This window comes from Nocardia puris, assembly GCF_003315035.1.
GTDB lineage: Bacteria > Actinomycetota > Actinomycetes > Mycobacteriales > Mycobacteriaceae > Nocardia > Nocardia puris.
Map to the genome: position 1 here is coordinate 398,027 of NZ_QNRE01000004.1, position 20,742 is coordinate 418,768.

General features: G+C 70.3%; 21 protein-coding genes. 9 read left to right on the forward strand and 12 right to left on the reverse strand.

Annotated features, from left to right (window positions below; genetic code table 11):
* Positions 1 to 10 precede the first annotated feature (10 nt).
* Positions 11 to 850, forward strand: coding sequence for a MerR family transcriptional regulator (locus DFR74_RS14855; RefSeq protein ID WP_067502812.1), 840 nt, complete (start codon positions 11 to 13; stop codon positions 848 to 850).
* A 36-nt stretch (positions 851 to 886) separates the two neighbouring features.
* Here the strand turns inward: DFR74_RS14855 and DFR74_RS14860 are convergent, their stop codons facing one another.
* Both DFR74_RS14860 and DFR74_RS14865 read right to left on the reverse strand, forming a co-directional pair.
* Positions 887 to 2,227 carry a TIGR01777 family oxidoreductase gene (locus tag DFR74_RS14860; RefSeq protein WP_067502731.1) on the reverse strand — a complete coding sequence of 447 codons (1,341 nt, stop codon included), beginning with the start codon at positions 2,225 to 2,227 and terminating at the stop codon, positions 887 to 889.
* A 259-nt stretch (positions 2,228 to 2,486) separates the two neighbouring features.
* A complete protein-coding gene (locus tag DFR74_RS14865) occupies positions 2,487 to 2,909 on the reverse strand; it encodes a winged helix-turn-helix transcriptional regulator (protein ID WP_067502728.1) in 423 nt (140 codons plus the stop codon).
* 76 nt (positions 2,910 to 2,985) lie between these two features.
* Here DFR74_RS14865 and DFR74_RS14870 point away from each other — a divergent pair, with 76 nt between their 5' ends.
* The 4 genes from DFR74_RS14870 to DFR74_RS14885 all read left to right on the forward strand — a co-directional run bounded on the left by DFR74_RS14870 (position 2,986) and on the right by DFR74_RS14885 (position 7,086).
* Complete coding sequence (locus DFR74_RS14870; RefSeq protein WP_067502725.1) at positions 2,986 to 3,465, forward strand: pyridoxamine 5'-phosphate oxidase family protein; 480 nt, start codon at positions 2,986 to 2,988, stop codon at positions 3,463 to 3,465.
* A gap of 9 nt (positions 3,466 to 3,474) precedes the next feature.
* Positions 3,475 to 4,392, forward strand: a complete 918-nt coding sequence (locus tag DFR74_RS14875; RefSeq protein WP_067502722.1) for an acyl-CoA dehydrogenase family protein — start codon at positions 3,475 to 3,477, stop codon at positions 4,390 to 4,392.
* 835 nt (positions 4,393 to 5,227) lie between these two features.
* Positions 5,228 to 6,232, forward strand: coding sequence for an ATP-binding cassette domain-containing protein (locus DFR74_RS14880; RefSeq protein ID WP_067502719.1), 1,005 nt, complete (start codon positions 5,228 to 5,230; stop codon positions 6,230 to 6,232).
* Entirely contained in the window at positions 6,229 to 7,086 is an 858-nt protein-coding gene (locus DFR74_RS14885; protein ID WP_084537272.1) for an ABC transporter permease, read from the forward strand. The genes DFR74_RS14880 and DFR74_RS14885 overlap by 4 nt, the downstream gene beginning before the upstream one ends.
* Before the next feature lie 7 nt (positions 7,087 to 7,093).
* Here DFR74_RS14885 and DFR74_RS14890 read toward each other — a convergent pair whose 3' ends face one another.
* The gene (locus DFR74_RS14890) at positions 7,094 to 7,261 is read right to left on the reverse strand and encodes a hypothetical protein (RefSeq protein WP_228789745.1); all 168 of its coding nucleotides are present in this window, start codon (positions 7,259 to 7,261) and stop codon (positions 7,094 to 7,096) included.
* Between the two features lie 151 nt (positions 7,262 to 7,412).
* On the opposite strand from DFR74_RS14890, the gene DFR74_RS14895 reads away from it, so the two are divergent.
* Together DFR74_RS14895 and DFR74_RS14900 are read left to right on the forward strand one after the other, a co-directional pair.
* A complete protein-coding gene (locus DFR74_RS14895; RefSeq protein WP_067502713.1) occupies positions 7,413 to 7,940 on the forward strand; it encodes a peptidylprolyl isomerase in 528 nt (175 codons plus the stop codon).
* Positions 7,941 to 7,944: 4 nt separating this feature from the next.
* Entirely contained in the window at positions 7,945 to 8,814 is an 870-nt protein-coding gene (locus tag DFR74_RS14900; protein ID WP_084537271.1) for a rhomboid family intramembrane serine protease, read from the forward strand.
* A gap of 48 nt (positions 8,815 to 8,862) precedes the next feature.
* Here the strand turns inward: DFR74_RS14900 and DFR74_RS14905 are convergent, their stop codons facing one another.
* Complete coding sequence (locus tag DFR74_RS14905) at positions 8,863 to 9,327, reverse strand: PH domain-containing protein (protein ID WP_067502709.1); 465 nt, start codon at positions 9,325 to 9,327, stop codon at positions 8,863 to 8,865.
* 93 nt (positions 9,328 to 9,420) lie between these two features.
* The gene (gene crgA / locus DFR74_RS14910) at positions 9,421 to 9,684 is read right to left on the reverse strand and encodes a cell division protein CrgA (RefSeq protein WP_067502706.1); all 264 of its coding nucleotides are present in this window, start codon (positions 9,682 to 9,684) and stop codon (positions 9,421 to 9,423) included.
* A 192-nt stretch (positions 9,685 to 9,876) separates the two neighbouring features.
* Between crgA and DFR74_RS14915 the strand changes: the two genes are divergently transcribed.
* Both DFR74_RS14915 and DFR74_RS14920 read left to right on the forward strand, forming a co-directional pair.
* The gene (locus DFR74_RS14915) at positions 9,877 to 10,521 is read left to right on the forward strand and encodes an aminodeoxychorismate/anthranilate synthase component II (protein ID WP_067502704.1); all 645 of its coding nucleotides are present in this window, start codon (positions 9,877 to 9,879) and stop codon (positions 10,519 to 10,521) included.
* On the forward strand, positions 10,518 to 11,657 hold the full coding sequence (locus tag DFR74_RS14920; protein ID WP_232331611.1) for a dihydrofolate reductase family protein: 1,140 nt from the start codon (positions 10,518 to 10,520) through the stop codon (positions 11,655 to 11,657). Before DFR74_RS14915 ends, DFR74_RS14920 begins: the two co-directional genes overlap by 4 nt.
* A gap of 139 nt (positions 11,658 to 11,796) precedes the next feature.
* On the opposite strand, the gene DFR74_RS14925 is transcribed toward DFR74_RS14920, so the two are convergent.
* From DFR74_RS14925 to DFR74_RS14955, 7 genes are all read right to left on the reverse strand, one after another.
* The gene (locus DFR74_RS14925; protein WP_067502700.1) at positions 11,797 to 12,216 is read right to left on the reverse strand and encodes a CBS domain-containing protein; all 420 of its coding nucleotides are present in this window, start codon (positions 12,214 to 12,216) and stop codon (positions 11,797 to 11,799) included.
* Between the two features lie 95 nt (positions 12,217 to 12,311).
* The gene (gene pknB / locus DFR74_RS14930; RefSeq protein ID WP_067502697.1) at positions 12,312 to 14,219 is read right to left on the reverse strand and encodes a Stk1 family PASTA domain-containing Ser/Thr kinase; all 1,908 of its coding nucleotides are present in this window, start codon (positions 14,217 to 14,219) and stop codon (positions 12,312 to 12,314) included.
* Complete coding sequence (locus DFR74_RS14935) at positions 14,216 to 15,718, reverse strand: protein kinase domain-containing protein (protein WP_067502693.1); 1,503 nt, start codon at positions 15,716 to 15,718, stop codon at positions 14,216 to 14,218. The genes pknB and DFR74_RS14935 overlap by 4 nt, the downstream gene beginning before the upstream one ends.
* Positions 15,719 to 15,755: 37 nt before the next feature.
* On the reverse strand, positions 15,756 to 17,219 hold the full coding sequence (locus DFR74_RS14940; protein ID WP_067502688.1) for a peptidoglycan D,D-transpeptidase FtsI family protein: 1,464 nt from the start codon (positions 17,217 to 17,219) through the stop codon (positions 15,756 to 15,758).
* The gene (locus tag DFR74_RS14945) at positions 17,216 to 18,691 is read right to left on the reverse strand and encodes an FtsW/RodA/SpoVE family cell cycle protein (protein WP_067502685.1); all 1,476 of its coding nucleotides are present in this window, start codon (positions 18,689 to 18,691) and stop codon (positions 17,216 to 17,218) included. The genes DFR74_RS14940 and DFR74_RS14945 overlap by 4 nt, the downstream gene beginning before the upstream one ends.
* Positions 18,691 to 20,178: a PP2C family protein-serine/threonine phosphatase gene (locus tag DFR74_RS14950; RefSeq protein ID WP_113975112.1), complete on the reverse strand. Its 1,488-nt coding sequence runs from the start codon at positions 20,176 to 20,178 to the stop codon at positions 18,691 to 18,693. Before DFR74_RS14950 ends, DFR74_RS14945 begins: the two co-directional genes overlap by 1 nt.
* Entirely contained in the window at positions 20,175 to 20,642 is a 468-nt protein-coding gene (locus DFR74_RS14955) for an FHA domain-containing protein FhaB/FipA (protein ID WP_067502681.1), read from the reverse strand. The genes DFR74_RS14950 and DFR74_RS14955 overlap by 4 nt, the downstream gene beginning before the upstream one ends.
* Positions 20,643 to 20,742: the final 100 nt, after the last annotated feature.

Genomic DNA, 20,742 nt, shown 5'->3' on the forward strand with positions numbered 1-20,742 from the left:
GAATGAGGCGATGCCCGCCGGTTCCACGCACGCTTCCGACACGGCCGGTTACACGGTGCGCGCGGTGGCGGACCGTCTCGGCATCCCCACCGCCACGCTGCGCAGTTGGAACCGCCGCTACGACATCGGCCCCGCGCAGGATCGCCCCGGCCGCCATCGTCTGTACACCGAGGCAGATATCGCGCTGCTCGAGCGCATGGTCGAACTTGTGCGCGGGGGTGTGAGCCCGGCCGGTGCGGCCTCGGCGGCCCGTGGCCCCGCCATCGCGCTCGGCGACCGTGTCACGCTGCTGACCGCGGCATTCACGCTGGAAACGAGCACGGTGTCGACCCAGCTGGAATCCCATATCCGCACCTACGGCGTGGTCGACACGTGGGAGCGGCTGTGCCGCCCGGCTTTCGCGGAGATAGTCGAGCGGCAAGGCGGCGGCGAGGGATGCATCGACGTGGAGCATCTGCTCTCGTGGTGCATAGTCGCCGCGGTGCAGCGCACCAATCCGCCCGTGGGTCCGGCCCGCGCCGTCTTGGCTTGCACGAGTGGCGAGACGCATTCGCTGCCGCTGGAAGTGCTGCGCGCCGCGCTGGCCGAACGCGATGTCGGTGCGCGCATGCTCGGCGCCGATGTCCCGACCGCGGCCCTGGTCGACGCCCTCGCGCGCGACACCGCCACCCCGCTGCCCGTCCTGCTCTGGTCGCAGCGGGAGTCCACCGCGCTGAGCTCGGCCCTGCGCGCCTGCCTGGCGGCGGGGTCGCGGGTGCTGGTGGGCGGTCCCGGCTGGGACGAGGTCATCCTGCCCGGCGAGGTCGAGGCGGTGCCGAGTCTCGCCGCCGCCGTCGACCGGCTCGGCTGACGAACGATTCGCCGCGTCAGGCGAATGTCGCTCCCCTCAGCCCACCTTCCCCAGCAGATGACGCAATGTCGGCTCCAGCTCGGCCGTGCGGAACGTATGTCCGCGTTCCCCGAGCCGAGCGGGCAACACACGCTGGCTGGCGGCGGCCAACTCCTGCGCCCCCTGTCGACCGAGCAGGAGGGCGGGGCCGAAGTCCGGTACCGGAAGCACCGCGGGTCGGTGCAGCACCCGCGCCAAAACCTCGGTGTATTCACTGTTCCGGACGGGCTGGGGCGCGACGGCGTTCACCGGCCCCGACAGCTCGGCGTCCCACAGCGCGCGGTGGTACACGTCCACCAGGTCGTCGATCCCGATCCAGGAAAACCATTGCCGCCCATCGCCGATGCGCCCACCGAGTCCGGCGGAGAACAGCGGTCGCAGCAGCCGCAACGTTCCCCCGCTGGGTGACTGCACGATCCCGGTGCGCACCCGCACCACCCGCGCGCCTCCATCGGCGGCGGGCGCGGTGGCCGATTCCCATTCGGTGACCACGTCGGCGAGGAATCCGTCGCCGCGCTCGGCCGATTCGGTGAGCGTCTCGTCGCCGCGGTCGTATCCGTAGAAGCCGATCGCCGACGCGCTGACGAACGTGCCGACGCCCGCGCGGGCCGCGAGTTCGGCCAGGCGCCGGGTGGGTTCGATCCGGCTGTCGGCGATGGCGCGCCGGTGGGCGTCGGTGAAGCGTCCGGCGATGGAGGCGCCGGCCAGATGCACCACGGCGTCCACCCCGTCGAGCAGCGCCGGATCGGGATCGTCCGGCGCCCAACGGCGCTCGCCCGCGTCGCGCGGCTGCCCGCGGACCAGCCGCACCACCCGGTGCCCGCCGGTGCTCAGAAATGCCGCGAGCGCGCTGCCGACCAGGCCGGACGCGCCTGTTATCGCGATGGTCGCCGGCGCGTATCCGGCGCGGGTGTGCGCGAGGAGATCACCGCGAAGCTGGCGGTACCGGTAGTCGAACAGCGGCCGCAGCACGGCGGCCGGAACCGGCGTCTCCACGCGGTCGATCACCCGGCAGTTGTCGGCGTCGACTTCTTCGAATTCGTGCACATGCCGCCAGCGCACCAGGCGCGCCACGGGCTGGGAGGCGAGTCCGTCGGCGGCGACGGCGTCGACGAAACGATGCGGCGGCCGGTATTCGCCGGGATCGTGGCGCGCGACCCAGCGCAGACCGCCCGGCAGGCCGAGCACGGCGGTGCCGTCGGCCAGCGATTCGGCCTCGCGCAGCAGCGTCACCGGCTGCCACGGCGGCGCCAATCTGGCGAAAGCACCGGGACGGGCGTACCAGGCGAAGACGTCCCGCCGGGACGCCGGGACGACGCTCGAACAGTCGATGCCCATCACCCGACTGTAGCTCGCGCCGCGCGAATCGCACCGTTCCTGCAGCGATTCGGCCGCGCGAGTCCGGTACCCGCGCCTCGGCGCCCTGAAGCATTCCCTGCGTTCACGCCCGGTTCCGCGAGCGGTAGCGTGCCCTGCGCGATGAGCACCGCGGCCAGGCGGCGCGACTCGGCCTCTTCGTAGGCGGTAGTCACTCAGTGACACCGACCCGCGCCGGAATCTTCCGACCCGTGCGGAAGCGGGCGTGGGAACCCGCTCCTCACACCGCGGCGGCCTCGGCTTCGTCGTAAGCCGTCCTCGCGGCGGCGATCTCGCGCTGATGCGTCTCGGTCCAGTCGACCAGCGCCTGGATGGTGTGGTGCAGGCTGCGGCCCAGCGGGGTGAGTTCGTAGTCGACGCGCGGGGGCACCACGGGGTACACCGTGCGGCGCACCAAGCCGTCGCGCTCGAGGTGGCGCAGGGTGCGGGTGAGCATGCGCTGGCTCACGCCGTCGATCTCGCGGCGCAACTCGGTGAAGCGCATCGTGCGCCCGGACAGCAGTGCGATGGTGAGCAGTGACCACTTGTCGGCGATGCGGTCCAGGATCTGGCGGACGTCGCAGTCGGCGCGGGTGTCCCACTGGCGCGCCGAATAGTCGGTATCCGCGCAGTAACCGAGTGACTCGTAAGTGCCTTCTTCCACAACAGTCCATGCTGACCGAGGATGCTCATGGTTACAAGAAGTAACCGGCAGGCCTATCGGTAACCGGAGGTGGGAGATGACGGTCGAAGTGGCGGACTACACCGAGATCGAGGCGGAGTTCGACCAGTACGTGGGACGCATCAACTACGCCACCATGGTCACCGTCGACAGCAGGAACCGCCCGCGCACGCGCGTGCTGATCCCGGTGTGGGAGAAGGTGGACGGCGCGCCGCTGGGGTGGCTCGCGACCTATCACACGCCGGTCAAGGCCGCCCATATCGCGCGCAACCCGCACGTCAACTTCTCGTACTGGGATCGGCGCAACGACTCCGTGGCCGTGGACGTGGTCGCCGAGTGGGTGCCCGATCTCGCCGTGAAGCAGCACGTCTGGGATCTGTACGAGCGGACGAGTCCGCGCGGCGCAGGCTATCCGCTCGGGCAGTTCTGGAAGGCGCCCGACGATCCGGAGCTGCACGTGATGCGGTTGGCGCCGTGGCGGATCCAGGTGATCCGGGGCGCGGACCTGCGCAGCCGCATCTGGCAGTCGGGCGGCTAGCGTGCAGGGGTGGAGTGCGTCTTCGATTTCCTGCTGACCGAACCGCCCGCGCCCGCCGCGGATTCCGTCGCCGCGGCGTGGGCGCGGCACCGCGCGGTCGCCGCCCGTTTCGCCACGCCGCTGGACGCGGCCGTCGCGGGTGGGTACAGCGCCGACCGGATCGGGTACGCGTTCCTCTCCGGGTATCAGGAGGCGCTGCGGGCGCTGCTGCCCGCGCTGCCGGAGGGGCCGGGCGCGCTGGCCGCGACGGAGGAGGGCGGCGGGCATCCGGCCGCGATCCGCACCGCGCTGACGGGTGCGGACGGCGCGTGGACCGTCAGCGGCACCAAGACTTTCGCGACGCTCGGCAGTGCCGCGCGATGGCTGGTGGTGATCGCGAGCGCGGGCGCCACGCCGGAGGGGCGCAACCGGCTGCGCGCGGTGCTCGTGGCGAGCGCGGGGCCGGGCGTGACCGTCACGGATCGCCCGCCGCTGCCGTTCGCCCCTGAGATCCCGCACGCCACCGTCGTTTTCGACGGCGCGCCCGCGACCGTGTTGCCCGGCGACGGGTACGCCGATGTGCTCAAACCGTTCCGCACGGTCGAGGACGTCCACGTGCTCGGTGCGGCGCTGGGGTGGCTGGTGCGCGTCGGTCGCGGCTCCGGATGGCCCGCGCCGATGATCGAGCGGCTGCTCGCCGCCGTGGCGTCGGTGCGGGGGATCGACCTCACGCACGCGTCCGCGCCGGGTACGCATATCGCGCTGGGTGGTGTGTACGCGGAGTTCGGCCGGATCGTGGCCGATTCGGAGCCGCTGTGGGAACTCGCCGGCACGGAGATCACGGCGCGCTGGGCGCGCGATCGCCCGCTGTTCGAGGTGGCCGGACGGGTGCGCGCGCAACGGCTGGCAACCGCCTGGCGTGCGGTGGATTCGGCGGTCGGGAACTAGCGCGAGAAGGTCCGGAAATGGGGAGCGGGCCTCGGCGAAGGGGGGGAGTTAGCCGAGGCCCGCGTAAGGTCGGCCCGGGGGGGAGGGGCCGACGTGACTGATCCTACGCGAAGTTCCGCGATTGTGTGTACAGGGGGCCCATTAGTTTCGAAGAAATTTTTCGGCGGTTGCGGAGTGGGAGTCGGGCGTGACCGGCGTCGGTGCCCCCGGCGTCGGTGGTGAGGTCATCCCGCTCACCTGGGCTTTGTCAAAGGTGTTGCGGTGCAATCTCTTCCATTCCCGAACGGCAATTCCCCGGTGTCGCGTTCGTTCCATCAGGAAACAATCCGACCGGTCTGCGTGTGGTGCGAATCCCTTCCGGACGGGGTGTCGGCGGGTGTGCCTGGCGGGTTTCGTCGCGTGTCGCACAGCCCGCGGTGGCCGGGGCGAGCGTCACACGCGGCAAACCTGTCGGACCCCGGTGCCAGGATGTGTTCGTGTTCACGGACGCGGCCTCCACAGCGGTCCCGGCGCGGGTGCGCCGGGCTGTTGCGGTGCGTCCGGATCGAGTAGCTCACCGGGCCGATTCGGGTAGCCGGCTACCCGTGTTCGCACCGCCGCGGCCGGGGGAGTATCGAGCCGGTCGCATCCCGTGCCGGTACCCCGAGCACCGCCTGGTACGGGATGCGGCCTCTGTCGTGTCCGGGCCGGCGAATCGGATGCGAGTCTCGCGCGCCGCGACGATACTGACGCGGGTACGGATCATCAGCCCGATCCGAGCCGCGGGAGTCGACGGGGCGCGCGGGGACGTCGCACGCCGATCCGCCATCGAGAATTCACGAACGTCAGGAGAATCATGCCCGACGCAATAGTCGCCGAGGGGCTGGTCAAGCGATACGGGCGGGTCGTCGCGCTCGACGGTCTCGACCTGCGGGTGCCGGAGGGCACCGTCACCGCGCTGCTCGGGCCCAACGGCGCGGGCAAGACCACCACCGTCCGCGTGCTCACGACCCTGCTCGTCCCCGACGAGGGCACCGCCACCGTCGCGGGCATCGACGTGCTGCGCGATCCGCAACTGCTGCGCTCGCACATCGGTACGTCCGGCCAGTACGCCGCCGTCGACGAGTACCTCACCGGTTTCGAGAACCTCGAGATGGTGGGCAGGCTCTATCACATGGGGGTGCAGCGCAGTAAGGAGCGCGCCCGCGAACTGCTGGACCGCTTCCGGCTCAGCGACGCCGCCGACCGGCCGGTGCGCGGCTACTCCGGCGGTATGCGCCGCAGGCTCGACCTGGCCGGGGCACTGGTCGCCAACCCGCCGGTGCTGTTCCTGGACGAGCCCACCACCGGGCTGGACCCGAGGGCACGGCTCGATCTGTGGGACGTCATCGAGGAACTGGTCGCGGGCGGCACCACGCTGCTGCTCACCACGCAGTACATGGAGGAGGCCGACCGCCTGGCCGACGCCATCGCCGTCATCGACCACGGCAAGGTGATCGCGCGCGGCACCGCCGACGAGCTCAAGACCCTCGTCGGCGGCGATCGCATCGAGCTCACCGTCGACGACGCGGCCAAGCTCGGTGCCGCCCAGCAGGCGCTGAGCGGGCTCGCCGACGGCGAGATCCACCTGGAACCCGGACTGCGCAAGATCATTGTCCCGGTCAGCAACGGCTCCCAGGCGCTGGTCGACGCCATCGGCCTCCTCGCGAAGGCGGGCGTGCGGATCCACGACGTCGGCCTGCGCAGGCCCTCGCTCGACGACGTGTTCCTCACCCTCACCGGCCACGAGGCCGAGGACTACGTGAACGGCGACGACGTGGACGCCGAACGCGCGGAAGCTACGGAAGGACATGCCCGATGACCGCGGCCGTGCACACCCCCGGCGTGGGGCACCGCCCCACCCTGTCGGAACGACTGTCCATCGTCGTCAGCGACAGCCTGACCATCGCCAAGCGCAACGTCATCAAGATCAAGCGCGTCCCCGACGTGCTCATCTTCAGCACGCTGTCGCCGATCATGTTCGTGCTGCTGTTCGCCTACGTGTTCGGCACGGCGATCAAGGTGCCCGGCCTGGAGGGCGGTTACCGCGAGTTCCTGATCGCCGGCATCTTCGTGCAGACCGTGGTGTTCGGCGCCTCGTTCACCGGCGCGGGCCTGGCCGAGGATATGCAGAAGGGCATCATCGACCGGTTCCGCTCGCTGCCGATGGCTCCGTCGGCGGTGCTGGTCGGGCGCACCCTCAGCGACGTGGTGATCAACGTCGTGAGCCTGGTGGTGATGTCGCTGACCGGTCTGCTGGTGGGCTGGCGCATCCGCGGCTCGTTCCTGGACGCCGTGCTCGCCTACCTGTTGCTGCTGCTGTTCGCCTACGCCGTGTCCTGGATCATGGCCGTGGTCGGCCTGCTGGTGCGCACGCCCGAGGTGTTCAATAACGCCAGCTTCATGGTGATCTTCCCGCTGACGTTCCTGGCCAACACCTTCGTGCCGATCAACGATCTGCCCACGGTGCTCAAGGTGTTCGCGGAGTGGAATCCGGTGTCGGCGCTGGCGCAGGCCACCCGCGAGCTGTTCGGCAACACCAGCCCGCTGGGCCCGGCCTCGGACGCCTGGTCGATGCGCAACCCGATTGCGACCACGCTGATCTGGGTGGTCGTGATCCTGGTGGTGTTCGTGCCGCTGGCGCTGCGTCAGTACAAGCGCACGGTGAGCCGCTGAGCGCGGATCAGTGCCCGGTCTCCGCGCCGGCTCCCGGCACCGGGACCGGCGCGGAACCGTTGCGGGAGTAACCCAGGCGCGGCGGTTCGGGCGCGGGCTCCGGCGGCACCGGCCGTTTGCTGCGGACCAGCCACGCCACACCGCCTGCGAGCGCGACGAGGCTCGCGGCGATCAATCGGTTACGAGATCGTGCGGATACGTGCAGACGCCCCTGTGCCATAGCGACCACTTTGGCACAGCCGTGGTGACGGCGCAGTAAGTACTGGTCGCCGACACCGTCGCGGCGCCGCACCGGAACGCGGGCGCGCCCTGGATAGCATGGCGGGGTGACCTCACCGACCCAGACCGCCGGGGTGACGCTGTGCACCGACCACGGCGATATCAAGATCGCGCTCTTCGGCTTTCACGCACCGAAGACGGTGCGGAACTTTCTCGGCTTGGTGGACGGCTCGGCCGCGTACACCACCGAGAACGCGAGCGGTGGCACGTCGGGCCCGTTCTACGACGGCTCCACCTTCCACCGGGTGATCGACGGGTTCATGATCCAGGGCGGTGATCCCGGCGACAGCGGCCGCGGCGGCCCCGGCTACGAGATCGCGAGCGAGTTCCACCCGGAGCTGCGGTTCGACCGCGGCTACCTGGTGGCCATGGCCAATATCGGCGTGCGCACCAGCGGTTCGCAGTTCTTCATCACGGTGAGTCCGCAGCCGCACCTGAATCGCAAGTTCACCATCTTCGGCGAGGTCCTCGACCCCGACTCACGCAAGGTCGTCGACGCCATCGCCGCCACCCCGACCGACCGCAACGACCGTCCCAAGGACGCCGTCCGCATCGCCACCGCCACGATCGATTGAGCAGATGAACCCTCAGCCGCCCGCACCCACATGCGTCCGCCATCCGAATCGTCCCACCGGCCTGGCGTGTACGCGCTGCGGGCGGCCCGCCTGCCCCGACTGCCTGCAACCGGCCGCCGTCGGCCAGCACTGCGTCGACTGCGTGCGCGCATCAGGCAGGCAGGTGCGCCCCGTCCGCACGGTCGCGGGCGCGCCCGTCGCGAAATCGGCCACGCCGCTGGTGACCTACGGGCTGATCGCGCTCAACATCCTGTTCTTCGGCATCACCGCCGCGCAGGCGGGCAGCGTGGTGGACAACTTCCGCTCCGAGCTGTTCCTGCGCTGGGCGCTCGTGCCCACCCTGGTCGCCGACGGCGAGTGGTTCCGGGTGATCGGCTCGGGCTTCCTGCACTGGGGGCCGCTGCACCTGGCGCTCAACATGTTCGCGCTCTACATCGTGGGCATCCAGCTCGAACCGGTGCTCGGGCGGGTGCGGATGCTCTCGATCTATCTGGTGTCGCTGATCGGGGGCTCGGCCGCGGGCCTGCTGCTGGAGCCGGTGAACACGGTGGGCGCGGGCGCGTCGGGCGCGGTGTACGGCATGTTCGGCGCGATCGCGGTGACCATGTTCCGCCTGCGGATGAACCCCACCCAGATCCTGGTGATCATCGGCATCAACGTGCTGCTGAGCCTGTCCATCCCGGGGGTCTCGCTGTGGGTGCACCTGGGCGGCCTGCTCGCGGGCACCTCGGCCACCCTCGGCGTGCTGTTCGTGCCGCAGTGGGTGGGTGCGAAGAGTCAGGAGTCGGCGCGCACGATCGGCTGGGTGTCCATCGGGGTGGTCGGTCTCGCCTCGGCCGCCGCCATCGCCGCGGCCGCGATGATGATCGGGTAGGCGTCGCGAGCGAAAGCTCGCATTGCTTCACGTGAAACTACGCGGGAACTACTCCGACCGCAGGAACGCGATCCGGTGCACGACCAGGGCTTCGAACACGTCCTCCGGGGACGCGCCGAGATCCCAGCGGCCGAAGATCAGCAGGCGTTCGTCGTCGCCGTGGCGGACGTCGATCTCGAGCATCGGCACCTTGCGCCCGAGGCGGCGGTAGCTCACGATGCGCGCCCGGATGATCTGATCCGGGCGGTAGTCGGTGGGGCCGGTGAGCGTGCGCACCACCAGGCGCGGCTGCGCGCCGGGCACGACCGTCAACCGGGGCCGCTGCCGGTAACCCAGCGCGGCCAGGCCCAGCAGTCCCGCCGCGGCCAGCCCGACGAGCAGACGGCTCGGGGCGTCGGCGGCGAAGAAGGTGGCACCGGCCAGCACGACGCCGCCGACGGCCACCGCGACGAGCGCGGGCAGGGGTGTGGTCCACTCCAGGCGCGGCGGTGGATCGGGTGAATCAGGGTTCACGCGGGCAGTCTCCCCGGTCGGTCCTCGATTTGTCCACAGGCTTCATCCACAGGTGTGCATGAATGACACCGCTGTAATCCCCTGGTCCCGGGGCTAGCGCCACCTCATGGTCATGATCAGCCCCACCACCATCAGGCCGAACCCGATCAGGAAGTTCCAGGCGTTCAGATCGTTCATCCAGCTGATCTCTTCGGCCGCCAGGTAGTACACCAGCAGCCACACCAGCCCGGCCAGCATGAAGCCGAGCATGATCGCGACGTACCAGACCGGCGACGGGCCCGCCTTCACCTTCACCGGGATCCGGCTGGCGGGGTTGATCGTGTAGTCGGTCTTCTTGCGGACCTTCGACTTGGGCATGACGTCCTCGTATTCGGCGTGCAGGTCGGTACCGGGGGCTGATTCAGTTGGCGTGTGCCGGGCCGCTCGACGGCCATCCGGCGACAGCACGGACGGCCCGGTCGGGCCGTGGCGCCCTCCGGTGTTCTCCCTAGGCTATCCCAACTGGTAATGGATGCGACGGCCCGCCGGGCCGCCACGTAATCTCGAACCATGCGTGTATTGGTCGTCGACAACTACGACAGCTTCGTGTTCAACCTGGTGCAGTATCTGGGCCAGCTGGGAGCCGAGGCCGTCGTCTGGCGCAACGACGACGCGAACCTGGCGGATCCGCGGGCCGTGGCCGCCGAATTCGACGGCATCCTCATCAGCCCCGGGCCCGGCACGCCCGACCGCGCGGGCGCGAGCATCGATCTCGTGCGCGCCTGCGCGGAGCGCGAGACGCCGTTGCTCGGGGTCTGTCTCGGCCACCAGGCCATCGGCGAGGCGTTCGGCGCGACCGTCACCAGGGCGCCCGAACTGCTGCACGGCAAGACCAGTTCGGTGTACCACCTCGGCGCGGGCGTGCTGGCCGGCCTGCCCGACCCGTTCACCGCCACCCGCTACCACTCGCTCACCGTGCTCGAGGACACCCTGCCCGCGGAGATCGAGGTGCTGGGCCGCACCGAATCGGGGATCGTGATGGCGATGCGCCACCGCACCTTGCCGATCCACGGTGTGCAGTTCCATCCCGAGTCGGTGCTCACCCAGGGCGGGCACCGCATTCTCGCGAACTGGCTCGAGGTGTGCGGCGAGCGCCCGGCCGAGGGCCTCATCGAGGTGCTGGAGGCGGAGGTCGCCGCGCTGGTGACGCAGTGATCCGTTACGGCGGCGAAAAGCTCTGCGGCGGGCGGCCGTACGTGGTGCTGTCGGTCGCGATGAGCCTGGACGGCTACATCGACGACGCGAGCCCCGACCGGCTGCTGCTCTCGGACGCGGAGGATTTCGAACGCATCGACGGTGTGCGCGCCCAGATGGACGCGATCCTCGTCGGTGCGAGCACTCTGCGCCGCGACAATCCCGGGTTGCTGGTCAAGCACCGAGGCCGCCAGGACTCCCGGGCCATCATGGGGATGCCGTTTCAACCGACGAAGGTGACCATTACGGCGAGCGGGGATCTCGACCCCGGCCTGCGGTTCTTCTACGAACCGGGTGCGAAGCTGATCTACACCACCGACGAGGGCGCGGTCCGGCTCGAACGGCACGCCCGCCTGGCCGAGGTGGTCTCGCTCGGCCCGGAGATCGACTTGCGCGCGATGCTGGACGATCTCGGCCGCCGCGACGTCATCCGGCTCATGGTGGAGGGCGGCACGTCGGTGCACACCGCCTTCCTCGCCGCCGATCTGGCCGACGAACTCCACATCGCCGTCGCGCCCATCCTGGTGGGCGATCCGGCGGCCCCGCGATTCGTGCACCCGGCCGAGTTCCCCGGCGGCCCGACCCGCAGGCTGCGCCTGGCCGAGGTGGGGCAGGTCGGTGATATGGCGGTGATGATCCACCGGCGCGCGGAACCCGATCACCATTTCCTGCGCCGGGCGATCGAGCTGGCGCACCGGTGCCCGCCGAGCGACACCGCGTTCTCGGTCGGCGCGGTGATCGTGGCCGACGGCGCGGAGATTGCCACCGGCTACTCCCGCGAGACCGACGCGAAAGTGCACGCCGAAGAGGCGGCACTGAACAAGCTCGACCCCAAAGATCGGCGCCTGGAGCGCGCGACGCTCTACAGCACCCTCGAACCGTGCTCGAAGCGCGGCACGGCCGACCGTTTGCCCTGTACCGACCGCATTCTGGAAGCGGGCATTCGGCGCGTCGTCATCGCGTGGCGCGAACCGGCCACGTTCGTGGAGAACTGCGTGGGTGTGGAGAAGTTGCGCGAGCACGGCGTCGAAGTGGTCGAGCTGAGCGATCTGGCCGAGGCGGCGATGGAGATGAACCGGCATCTGAAGCTGAGCTGACTCCCAGGTCCGGCCGCCGGTCCCACCGGCTGACCTCGCCCGCTGTTGTCAGCGATCGCTACGGCGCGAGCACTCCGGTTCGCGCACAGCACGACCCGGCGTCCGGGACGGCCGCCCGAACGCCGGGGACGCACACCTGTCAGGGTCGCCCGTACACCGCCGTGACGAACTCGCCCAGCTGGTTGTCGTCGAGATGCCTGGCCAGATCGGCCTCGCTGATCATGCCGATCATGCGCTTGTTCTCGATCACCGGCATGCGCTTGATCCGGTGACTCTCCATCTCGTCGAGGACCTGCTCGACGTCGGCGTCGGCCGCGACCCAGCGTGGCGTCGCCTCGCACAGGTCGGCGGCGAGGGTGGTGCTCGGCGCGCGGCCCTGGGCCACGCACTTCACCACGATGTCGCGGTCGGTGATGATGCCGCACATCCGTTCGTTCTCATCCGCGATGACCAGGGCGCCGACCCCGAGTTCCGCCATCAGGCGGGCGGCTCGGCCGACGGTGTCCTGTTTCGAGATCCACTGGGCGCCGGGCTTCATGATGTCCCTGGCAGTGGTCATGGGGCTGCCTCCTGTTCCACGCTGTCGCTGGTTCGGATGGAGCAGCTCAATTCTCACCCCGGTGACACCGACCGGTCGGCTCTTTCGGATAACGATCAGGGCGGGCCCAGCACCGCCGTGGTGATGGTGATGGTCTCGGTCTTGGAGATCGACTGCCCGGCCGAGGGCTGCTGGCTGACGATCCGGCCGACGGTGCCCGCGTCGAAGGTGCCGGTGGTGTTCTGGTTGATCTGACTGGTGCTGCCGGTCCAGCCGGCCTGGCGCAGCCGGTCCACCGCCTGCGAGGGCGTCAGGCCCACCACGTTCGGCATGCTGATCTCGTCGCCCGCCGACACCTGGACCGTCACCGTGGAACCGCGGTCGGCGCGGGTGCCGCCCGCCGGGTTGGTGGCGATCACCTCGCCCTTGGGCCGCGAGGACGCGACCTCCTCGATGACGATCTGGAATCCCGCGCTGTCCACCAGATTCGGCTCGGCGACGCTGATGTCCTGGCCGACCAGGCGCGGCACCGACACCTTCTCCGGGCCCGAACCCACCGACACCACGATGGCCTGGTCCACGTCCACGCGCGCGCCCGCGCCGGGCTCGGTGCCGATCACCTTGTCCACGTCGGCCGCGCTCGACTCGCGGCGCACCACGTTCGGGTCCATCCGCAGCCCGACGGCGTTGAGCTCCTGTTCGGCCTGCTGCACCGTGAGCCCGTCCAGCTTGGGCACCTGCACCTGCGCGGGCCCGGTGGACACCTGCAACGTCACCGTCGAACCCTTGTCGATGCGGGACCCGCCGAGCGGCTGGGTGGCGATGACGTTGCCGTTGGCCACCTTGCCGTCGGGCTTCTGCTGGATGGCGACCGAGAAGTCCAGCCGCTCGAGCTCGTCCTGCGCCTGCTGCGCGGGCATGTTCGACAGATCGGGCACCGCGATCTGCTCGGGCTTGCTGCCCGGCCCGATCAGCACCCAGAACAGCGCGAACACCACGAGCACCGCGGCCGCCGCGCCGAACGCCAGATACAGGGTGCGGCGCGGGTTCTCGGACTCGGCGGGCTCCTGCTCGGCGGTGTCGTCGCTGGTCTCGACGGTGCGGAAGGTGCGCGGGCCGGGCTCCTCCGAGCCGAACACGGTGGTGCGGTCCTCGTCGGTCATCACCATCGGCGCGGCCGGTTTCTGGCCGCCCAGCACACGGATCAGGTCGGCGCGCATCTCGGCGGCCGTCTGGTACCGGTTGGCCGGGTTCTTGCTCATCGCCTTGAGCACCACGGAATCCAGCTCGCGCGGGACACCGGAGTGCACGTGCGAGGGCAGCCGCGGATCTTCCCGGACGTGCTGGTAGGCCACAGCGACCGGCGAGTCGCCCGTGAAAGGCGGCTCGCCGGTGAGGATCTCGAAGAGCACACAGCCCACCGAGTAGACGTCGGATCTGGCGTCCACGCTCTCGCCGCGCGCCTGCTCGGGCGAGAGGTACTGGGCGGTGCCGATGACGGCGGCGGTCTGGGTCATCGGGTTGGCGGCGTCGGCGATCGCGCGCGCGATGCCGAAGTCCATCACCTTCACCGCGCCGGCCCGGTTGATCATGATGTTGGCCGGTTTCATGTCGCGGTGCACGATGCCGGCCTTGTGACTGAAATCCAATGCGGCGCAGACGTCGGCGATGATCTCCATGGCGCGCCGCGGCGCCAGCGGGCCCTTGCCGCGCACGATGTCGCGCAGCGTCTCGCCCTCGACGTACTCCATGACGATGTAGGGCAGCGGACCGCCGTCCACTTCGGCCTCGCCGGTGTCGTACACCGCGACGATGGCCGGATGGTTCAGCGCGGCCGCGTTCTGCGCCTCACGCTTGAAGCGCAGGTAGAACGTGGGGTCACGGGCCAGGTCGGCGCGCAGCACCTTGATCGCCACGTCCCGGCTCAGGCGGACGTCGCGCGCCTTGTGCACCTCCGACATCCCGCCGAAGCCGATGATCTCGCCCAGCTCGTAGCGGGAAGAGAGATTCTTCGGCGTTGTCATGGCTGTCCTTGTGACGGAGTGGCGGGCGCGCTACGAGTGGCATCTGGCCGTCCCTGAGCGGGATTCTCCGGAAATGGTAAGTCGAGAGTCGGGAACCAGGTGCGCGTGGTCGTCGGCGACTGCGTCCTGGTCGGGCGGGTCGTCGTCGGCTCGGCGGTGGGTTCCGGTGTGGTCGTGGTGGGTTCCGGAGTCGTGGTGGTCGGCTCGGGAGTCGTGGGCTCCGGCGTCGTGGTGACGGGCGGAGGCGGCGGCACGAACTGGGTGGTGGTGGTCGGCTGTTGCGTCGTGGTGGTGACCGGGGGCGCCGGCGCGAACGTCGAGGTGACCGGTTCGCGCACCGGATCGGTGTTCGGTTCGCCGCCGAACAACAGCCAGATCGCCGCACCGCCCAGCAGTACCGCGCCCGCGCCGAGCGCGGCCAGCGCCTTCTGGCTCGTGGTCCACGGCTTCTTGCCCGGCGGCGGGGTGGCCTCGCCCGCACCGGAATTCATCATGGTGGCGGGGGCGGCCGCGGTGGACGCGCCGGCGGGCGGGGTGTTGTAGCGCACGGTCGGGCCGTCGGCCTGGCCCGCGGGCAGGATCACGGTGGGGCCGGGCGGCAGCACCCGGGTGGCGCCCTCGGTGAGCGGACCCGCCGCGGCGCCCGCGTTGCGGGGCGGCGGCGGACGGTGACCGGCCCGCACCGCGGCGACCGCGTCGGCGAACTCGCCGCCGCTGGCGTAGCGCAGGTTCGGGTCCTTGCCCATGGTGATCTCGATTAGCTCGCGCACGTTCGGCGGCAGATCGCCCGGCATGGGCGGCGGCGTCTCGCGGACGTGCTTCATCGCGACGGTGATCGCGCCGTCGCCGGCGAACGGGCGCTGCCCCGACAGCGCCTCGTAGCCGACCACACCGAGGGAGTACACGTCGCTGGCCGCGGTGGCGTCCTCGCCGACGGCCTGTTCGGGCGCGATGTACTGGGCGGTGCCCATCACCATGCCGGTCTTGGTGACCGGGCTGGCGTCGACGGCCTTGGCGATGCCGAAGTCGGTGATCTTCACCTGACCGGTCGGCGTCACCAGGATGTTGCCCGGCTTCACGTCGCGGTGCACCACACCGGCGGCATGGGCCACCTCCAGCGCGCGGCCGGTCTGCTCGAGCATGTCCAGACCCTGGCCCACCGAGAGCTTGCCCAGCCGGTTGAGCACCGCGTTGAGCGGTTCGCCCTGCACCAATTCCATGACCAGGTAGGCGGTTTCGCCCGCGCTCGGGTCGTAGGTCTCGCCGTAGTCGTAGATGCCCGCGATGCCGGGGTGGTTCAGCTGCGCCGTGGTCTTGGCCTCGGTGCGGAACCGGTGGCGGAAGGTGGGGTCGGCGGAGAACTCCGCCTTGAGCACCTTCACCGCGACGCGGCGGTCGAGCCGGGTGTCCAGCGCCTCCCAGACCTGGCCCATGCCGCCGGTGGCGATCAGGCGCTGCAGGCGGTAGCGATCGGCGATCATCGCGCCGTTGTTCAGCATCGGGGCCCCCGAACCTCTCCTCGCACGTTCATATCGATCAACTCCCCCGCAGGCCCGCGTCCAGCACCGCGCGGGCGACGGGGGCGGCCACCGAACCGCCGGTCGCGGCCAACGCCCGGTCTCCGCCGTTCTCGACGATCACCGCGATGGCGATCTTCGGGTTCTGCGCGGGGGCGAACGCGATGTACCAGGTGTGCGGCGGCGTGTTGCGGGGATCGCTGCCGTGCTCGGCGGTGCCGGTCTTGGACGCGATCGTGTACGGGGTGTTGCCGCCGCCGGAGAACTGTTCGGAACCGATCATCATGGTGGTCAGCTGAGACGCTACCTCGGCGCTGATCGCCTGTCCGACCGAGACCGGCTCGGTGCGCGAGAGCTCACTGAGGTCGGGTCCCTGACGCTGATCCACCAGGTAGGGCTCCATCCGGACCCCGCCGTTGGCGATGGTCGCGGCGATCACCGCGTTGTCGAGCGGGGTGAGCGCCACATCGCGCTGGCCGATGCTGCTCTGGCCGAGCGCGGCGTCGTCGGGGATGGTGCCGACGGTGCTCTCGGCGACCGGGATCGGGATGCCGCGATGCGGGCCGATGCCGAAGGCGGCGGCCTCGTCCTTGAGTTCGGTCGCGCCGACCCGCAGGCCCAGCTCCACGAACGCCGTGTTGCACGACCGCGCGAACGCCTCCGACAGCGAGGCCGTCGGTCCGTCGCCGCAGGTCGACCCGTTGTAGTTCTCCAGCGTGGTCGAGGTGCCCGGCAGGGTGATGTTGGGCGCGGCGGTGAACTGGTCGTCGGGACCCGCGACCCCGTTGGACAGCGCCGCGGCCGTGACCAGCACCTTGAACGTGGAACCGGGCGGGTAGGTCTTGGAGACCGCGCGGTTGAGCATCGGCTGTTCGGGATCGCTGGTCAGCGTCTCCCAGGCCTGGGTGTTGCGCGCGCCGTCGTGCCCGGCCAGCAGGTTCGGGTCGTAGCTCGGCGTGGACACCATCGTCAGGATCTTGCCGGAGCTCGGCTCGATGGCGACCACCGAACCGGTGTAGCCCTTCGACGTGAGCTGCTCGTAGGCGACCTGCTGCATCACCGGGTTCAGCGTGGTGAGCACGTTGCCGCCGCGCGGATCGCGGCCGGAGACCAGGTCCACCAGGCGGCGGCCGAACAGCTGGCTGTCCGAGCCGTTGAGCACCTGGTCCTCGGCGTGCTCGAGCCCGGCGCTGCCGTACTGCATCGAGTAGAAGCCGGTCACCGGCGCGTACGCCTGCGGGTCGGTGGGGTAGGTGCGCAGGTACTTGTAGCGGTCCTCGGTGGCGACCGAGCCGGCCAGCACCGTGCCCGCGGCCGAGATCTGGCCGCGCTGGCGCGAGTACTCGTCGAGCAGCACGCGGGAGTTGCGCGGGTCGGCGCGGTAGTCGTCGGCCTTGATGTACTGGATGTAGGTCGCGTTGAGCAGCAGCACGACGATCATCGCCATCACGGCGACCGCGACCCGGCGTAGCGGCGTGTTCATCCTTGCGACCTCGTCTCCGATCGGCGCAGCAGTTCGGTCGGCGCCTCGGCGATGGGCGCCGCGGGCTCCTTCCTGCGCACCGGCGCGGGAGCGCGCGCCGCGTCGGACACCTTGATCAGCAGCGCCAGCAGCGCGTAGTTGGCCAGCAGCGAGGAACCGCCATAGGAGACGAACGGGGTGGTGAGGCCGGTCAGCGGGATCAGCTTGGTGACGCCGCCCACCACCACGAACAACTGCACCGCGATGGTGAACGAGAGCCCGGCGGCCAGCAGCTTGCCGAAGCTGTCGCGCACCGCCAGCGCCGTGCGCAGCCCGCGCAGGATCAGCACCAGGAACAGGACCAGCACCGCGGTGAGCCCGATCAGGCCCAGCTCCTCGCCGATGGTGGTGATGATGAAGTCGGTCTTGGAGAACGGCACCTGATTGGGGCGCCCGCTGCCCAGACCGGTGCCCGCCAGCCCGCCCGTCGCCAGCCCGAACAGCGATTGCGAGATCTGGTAGCCGGTGTTGTGGTAGTCGGAGAAGGGGTCGAGCCAGGTGTGCACGCGCACCCGCACGTGCCCGAACATCTGGTAGGCGAAGAAGAAGCCGACCGAGAGCAGCGCGCCGCCGATGATCAGCCAGCCCACCCGCTCGGTGGCGATGTAGAGCATCACCAGCACGGTGCCGAAGATCAGCAGCGAGGTGCCCAGATCCTTCTCGAACACCAGCACCGCGATGCACACCAGCCAGACCGCCACGATCGGGCCGAGGTCGCGGGCGCGCGGGAACTCCATGCCCAGCATGTGCTTGCCCGCGGTGGTGAACAGTTCGCGCTTGGCGACCAGCACCGAGGCGAAGAAGACGATCAGCAGGATCTTGGCGAACTCACCGGGCTGCACGCTGAAGCCGGGCAGCCTGATCCAGATCTTGGCGCCGTTGGTCTCGGAGTAGGCGGCGGGCAGCAGCGCCGGGATCATCAGCGCGACCAGGCCGATCAGGCCCAGGGTGTAGCTGTATCGGGCCAGCGTGCGGTAGTCGCGCAACACGACCAGCAGTGTGATGAACACGACCATCGCCAGGCCGGTCCACAGGATCTGCTGGTTGGCGTCGGGAGAGGGGATCGGCATCGAATTGAACTCGGCGTTCTGCGCCGCGCCCAGATCGAGGCGGTGGATCAGCACCAGCCCGAGGCCGTTGAGCAGCGCGACGATCGGCAGCAGCAGCGGATCGGCGAACGGGGCGAAGCGGCGCACCGCCAGATGCGCGATCGCGAACAGCCCGAGGAAGGCCAGGCCGTACTTGGCGATGTCCCAGGTGATGGACTGCTCCTGGCTGGCCTCCACCAGGAACAGCGACACCGTGGTGATCAGCGCGGCGAACGCGAGCAGCAGCAGTTCCGCGTTACGCCTGGTCGACGGTGGCGGCGCAGGCGCGAACCCGCCCGGGGGACTGGGAAAGGCCCCCGCGGACGGCGGTGGCGGTGCGGACATCAGTCCGTCACCCGGCAGTTCTCCCCCGAGGACTGGGGGTTCGACGCGGGCTCGGACGGGCCGGTCGGCGTCGGCGTCTGCAGGTCGGTCGCCGGCGGAGCCTGCGTGGCGTTCGGATCGGCGGGCGGCGGCGCGGGCTCGGTGGGCGCGGGCTCACCGGTCGGCGTCGGCTCACCGGTCGGCAGCACACCGGGCTGCGGAACGCTCGGCTCGGTCTTGCGCGCGGGGCACGGCGGCAGCAGTTCCTGCTGGGCCAGCAGGCGCATCTGCTCCTCGGCCTTGGCCAGCGAACCGGGCGGCAGCCCGTTGTTGACCTTGTCGCGGCCGGTCTGCTCCAGATCGCTCACCCGCAGCTGCTTGCACCCCGACGGCAGATCCGCGCCGGTGCCCAGCAGCGTCAGCTCGCCGCCCTTGTCGACGCAGCCGACGGTGGCGACGTCGTGGATGGAGTACCCGAGTACCGAACCCGGCAGCCCGCGCAGGATCACCACCTGGCCGTTGTCGGCGCCCACGTAGTAGTTGTTGCGGATCATCTTGTAGCCGACCACCAGACCCACCGCTACGGCCACCACCAGCGCCACTCCGAGCAGCACCCAGCGCAACTTGTGCGATTTGGCGGGCGGCGGCGGCTCCGGCGCGGCCGCGCGGCGCGGCGGGGCGGCGCGCGGCGGGCGCATGGCGGCGGCCCGGCCCGCGGCGGTGTTCGGCGGCGGGGTGTCCTCGTCCTGCCCCGACGCGGCGCCCGCCACGATGGGGTGGCTCTGGCCGTAGTCCAGGTCGATGACGTCGGCGACCACCACGGTCACGTTGTCGGGGCCGCCGCTGCGCAGCGCCAGCTCGATGAGCCGGTCGGCGCACTCGTCGGTGGTGCCCTCGCGCAGGGTATTGGCGATGGTCTCGTCGCTCACCACGTCCGACAGGCCGTCCGAGCAGAGCAGGTAGCGATCGCCCGCGCGGGATTCGCGCATGATCAGCGTCGGCTCGATCTCGTTGCCGGTGAGCGCGCGCATGATCAGCGAGCGCTGCGGGTGGGTGTGCGCCTGCTCCGGCGTGATGCGGCCCTCGTCGACCAGCGACTGCACGAACGTGTCGTCGCGGGTGATCTGGGTCAGTTCGCCGCCGCGCAACAGGTAGGCGCGCGAGTCGCCGATGTGCACCAGGCCGAGCTTCTTGCCCGCGAACAGGATGGCGGTGAGCGTGGTGCCCATGCCGTCGAGTTCGGGCTCCTCCTCGACCTGATCGGCGATGGCGGCGTTGCCCGAGCGGGTCGCGGCGTCGAGCTTGCCGAGCAGATCGTCGCCCGGCTCGTCGTCGTCGAGGTGCGCCAGCGCCGCGATCATCAGCTGCGAGGCGACCTCACCGGCCGCGTGCCCGCCCATGCCGTCGGCGAGCGCGAGCAGGCGGGCGCCCGCGTAGACGGAATCTTCGTTATTGCCTCGGACCAGACCACGGTCGCTGCGCGCTGCGTAGCGGAGAACGAGTGTCACGATCGGAGCTCGATCACTGTCTTGCCGACCCGGACCGGGGTGCCGAGCGGGACGCGGACGGCGGTGGTGACCTTCGCGCGGTCCAGGTAGGTGCCGTTGGTGGAGCCGAGATCCTCGACATACCAGTCGTCACCCCGCGGGGACAGCCGCGCGTGGCGGGTAGAGGCGTAGTCGTCGGTGAGTACCAGCGTCGAATCGTCCGCACGCCCGATCAGCACCGGCTGGGTGCTGAGCGAGATGCGGGTGCCGGCGAGTGAACCTTGAGTCACCACAAGATATTTGGCGCCCTTCTGGCCTCGGCGCAGGGACGGCAGCACCGCGGAACCGCGCGCGGCCCTGGGCTGGATCCTGATGCCGGATGCCGCGTAGATGTCGCTGCGCAAGGTCCGCAATACCGCCCAGACGAACAGCCACAGCAGCAGGAGGAACCCCGCACGGGTCACTTGCAGGATCAGTCCCTGCACGGCGTTCCACCTCCTGTCCAGTCCGTAGGTACGTCGGTGCCGTGGGCGCGGTGCGACCGCCCCACGGCCTCGCCGGCTCCGGTACGGAGCCGCGCGCGTT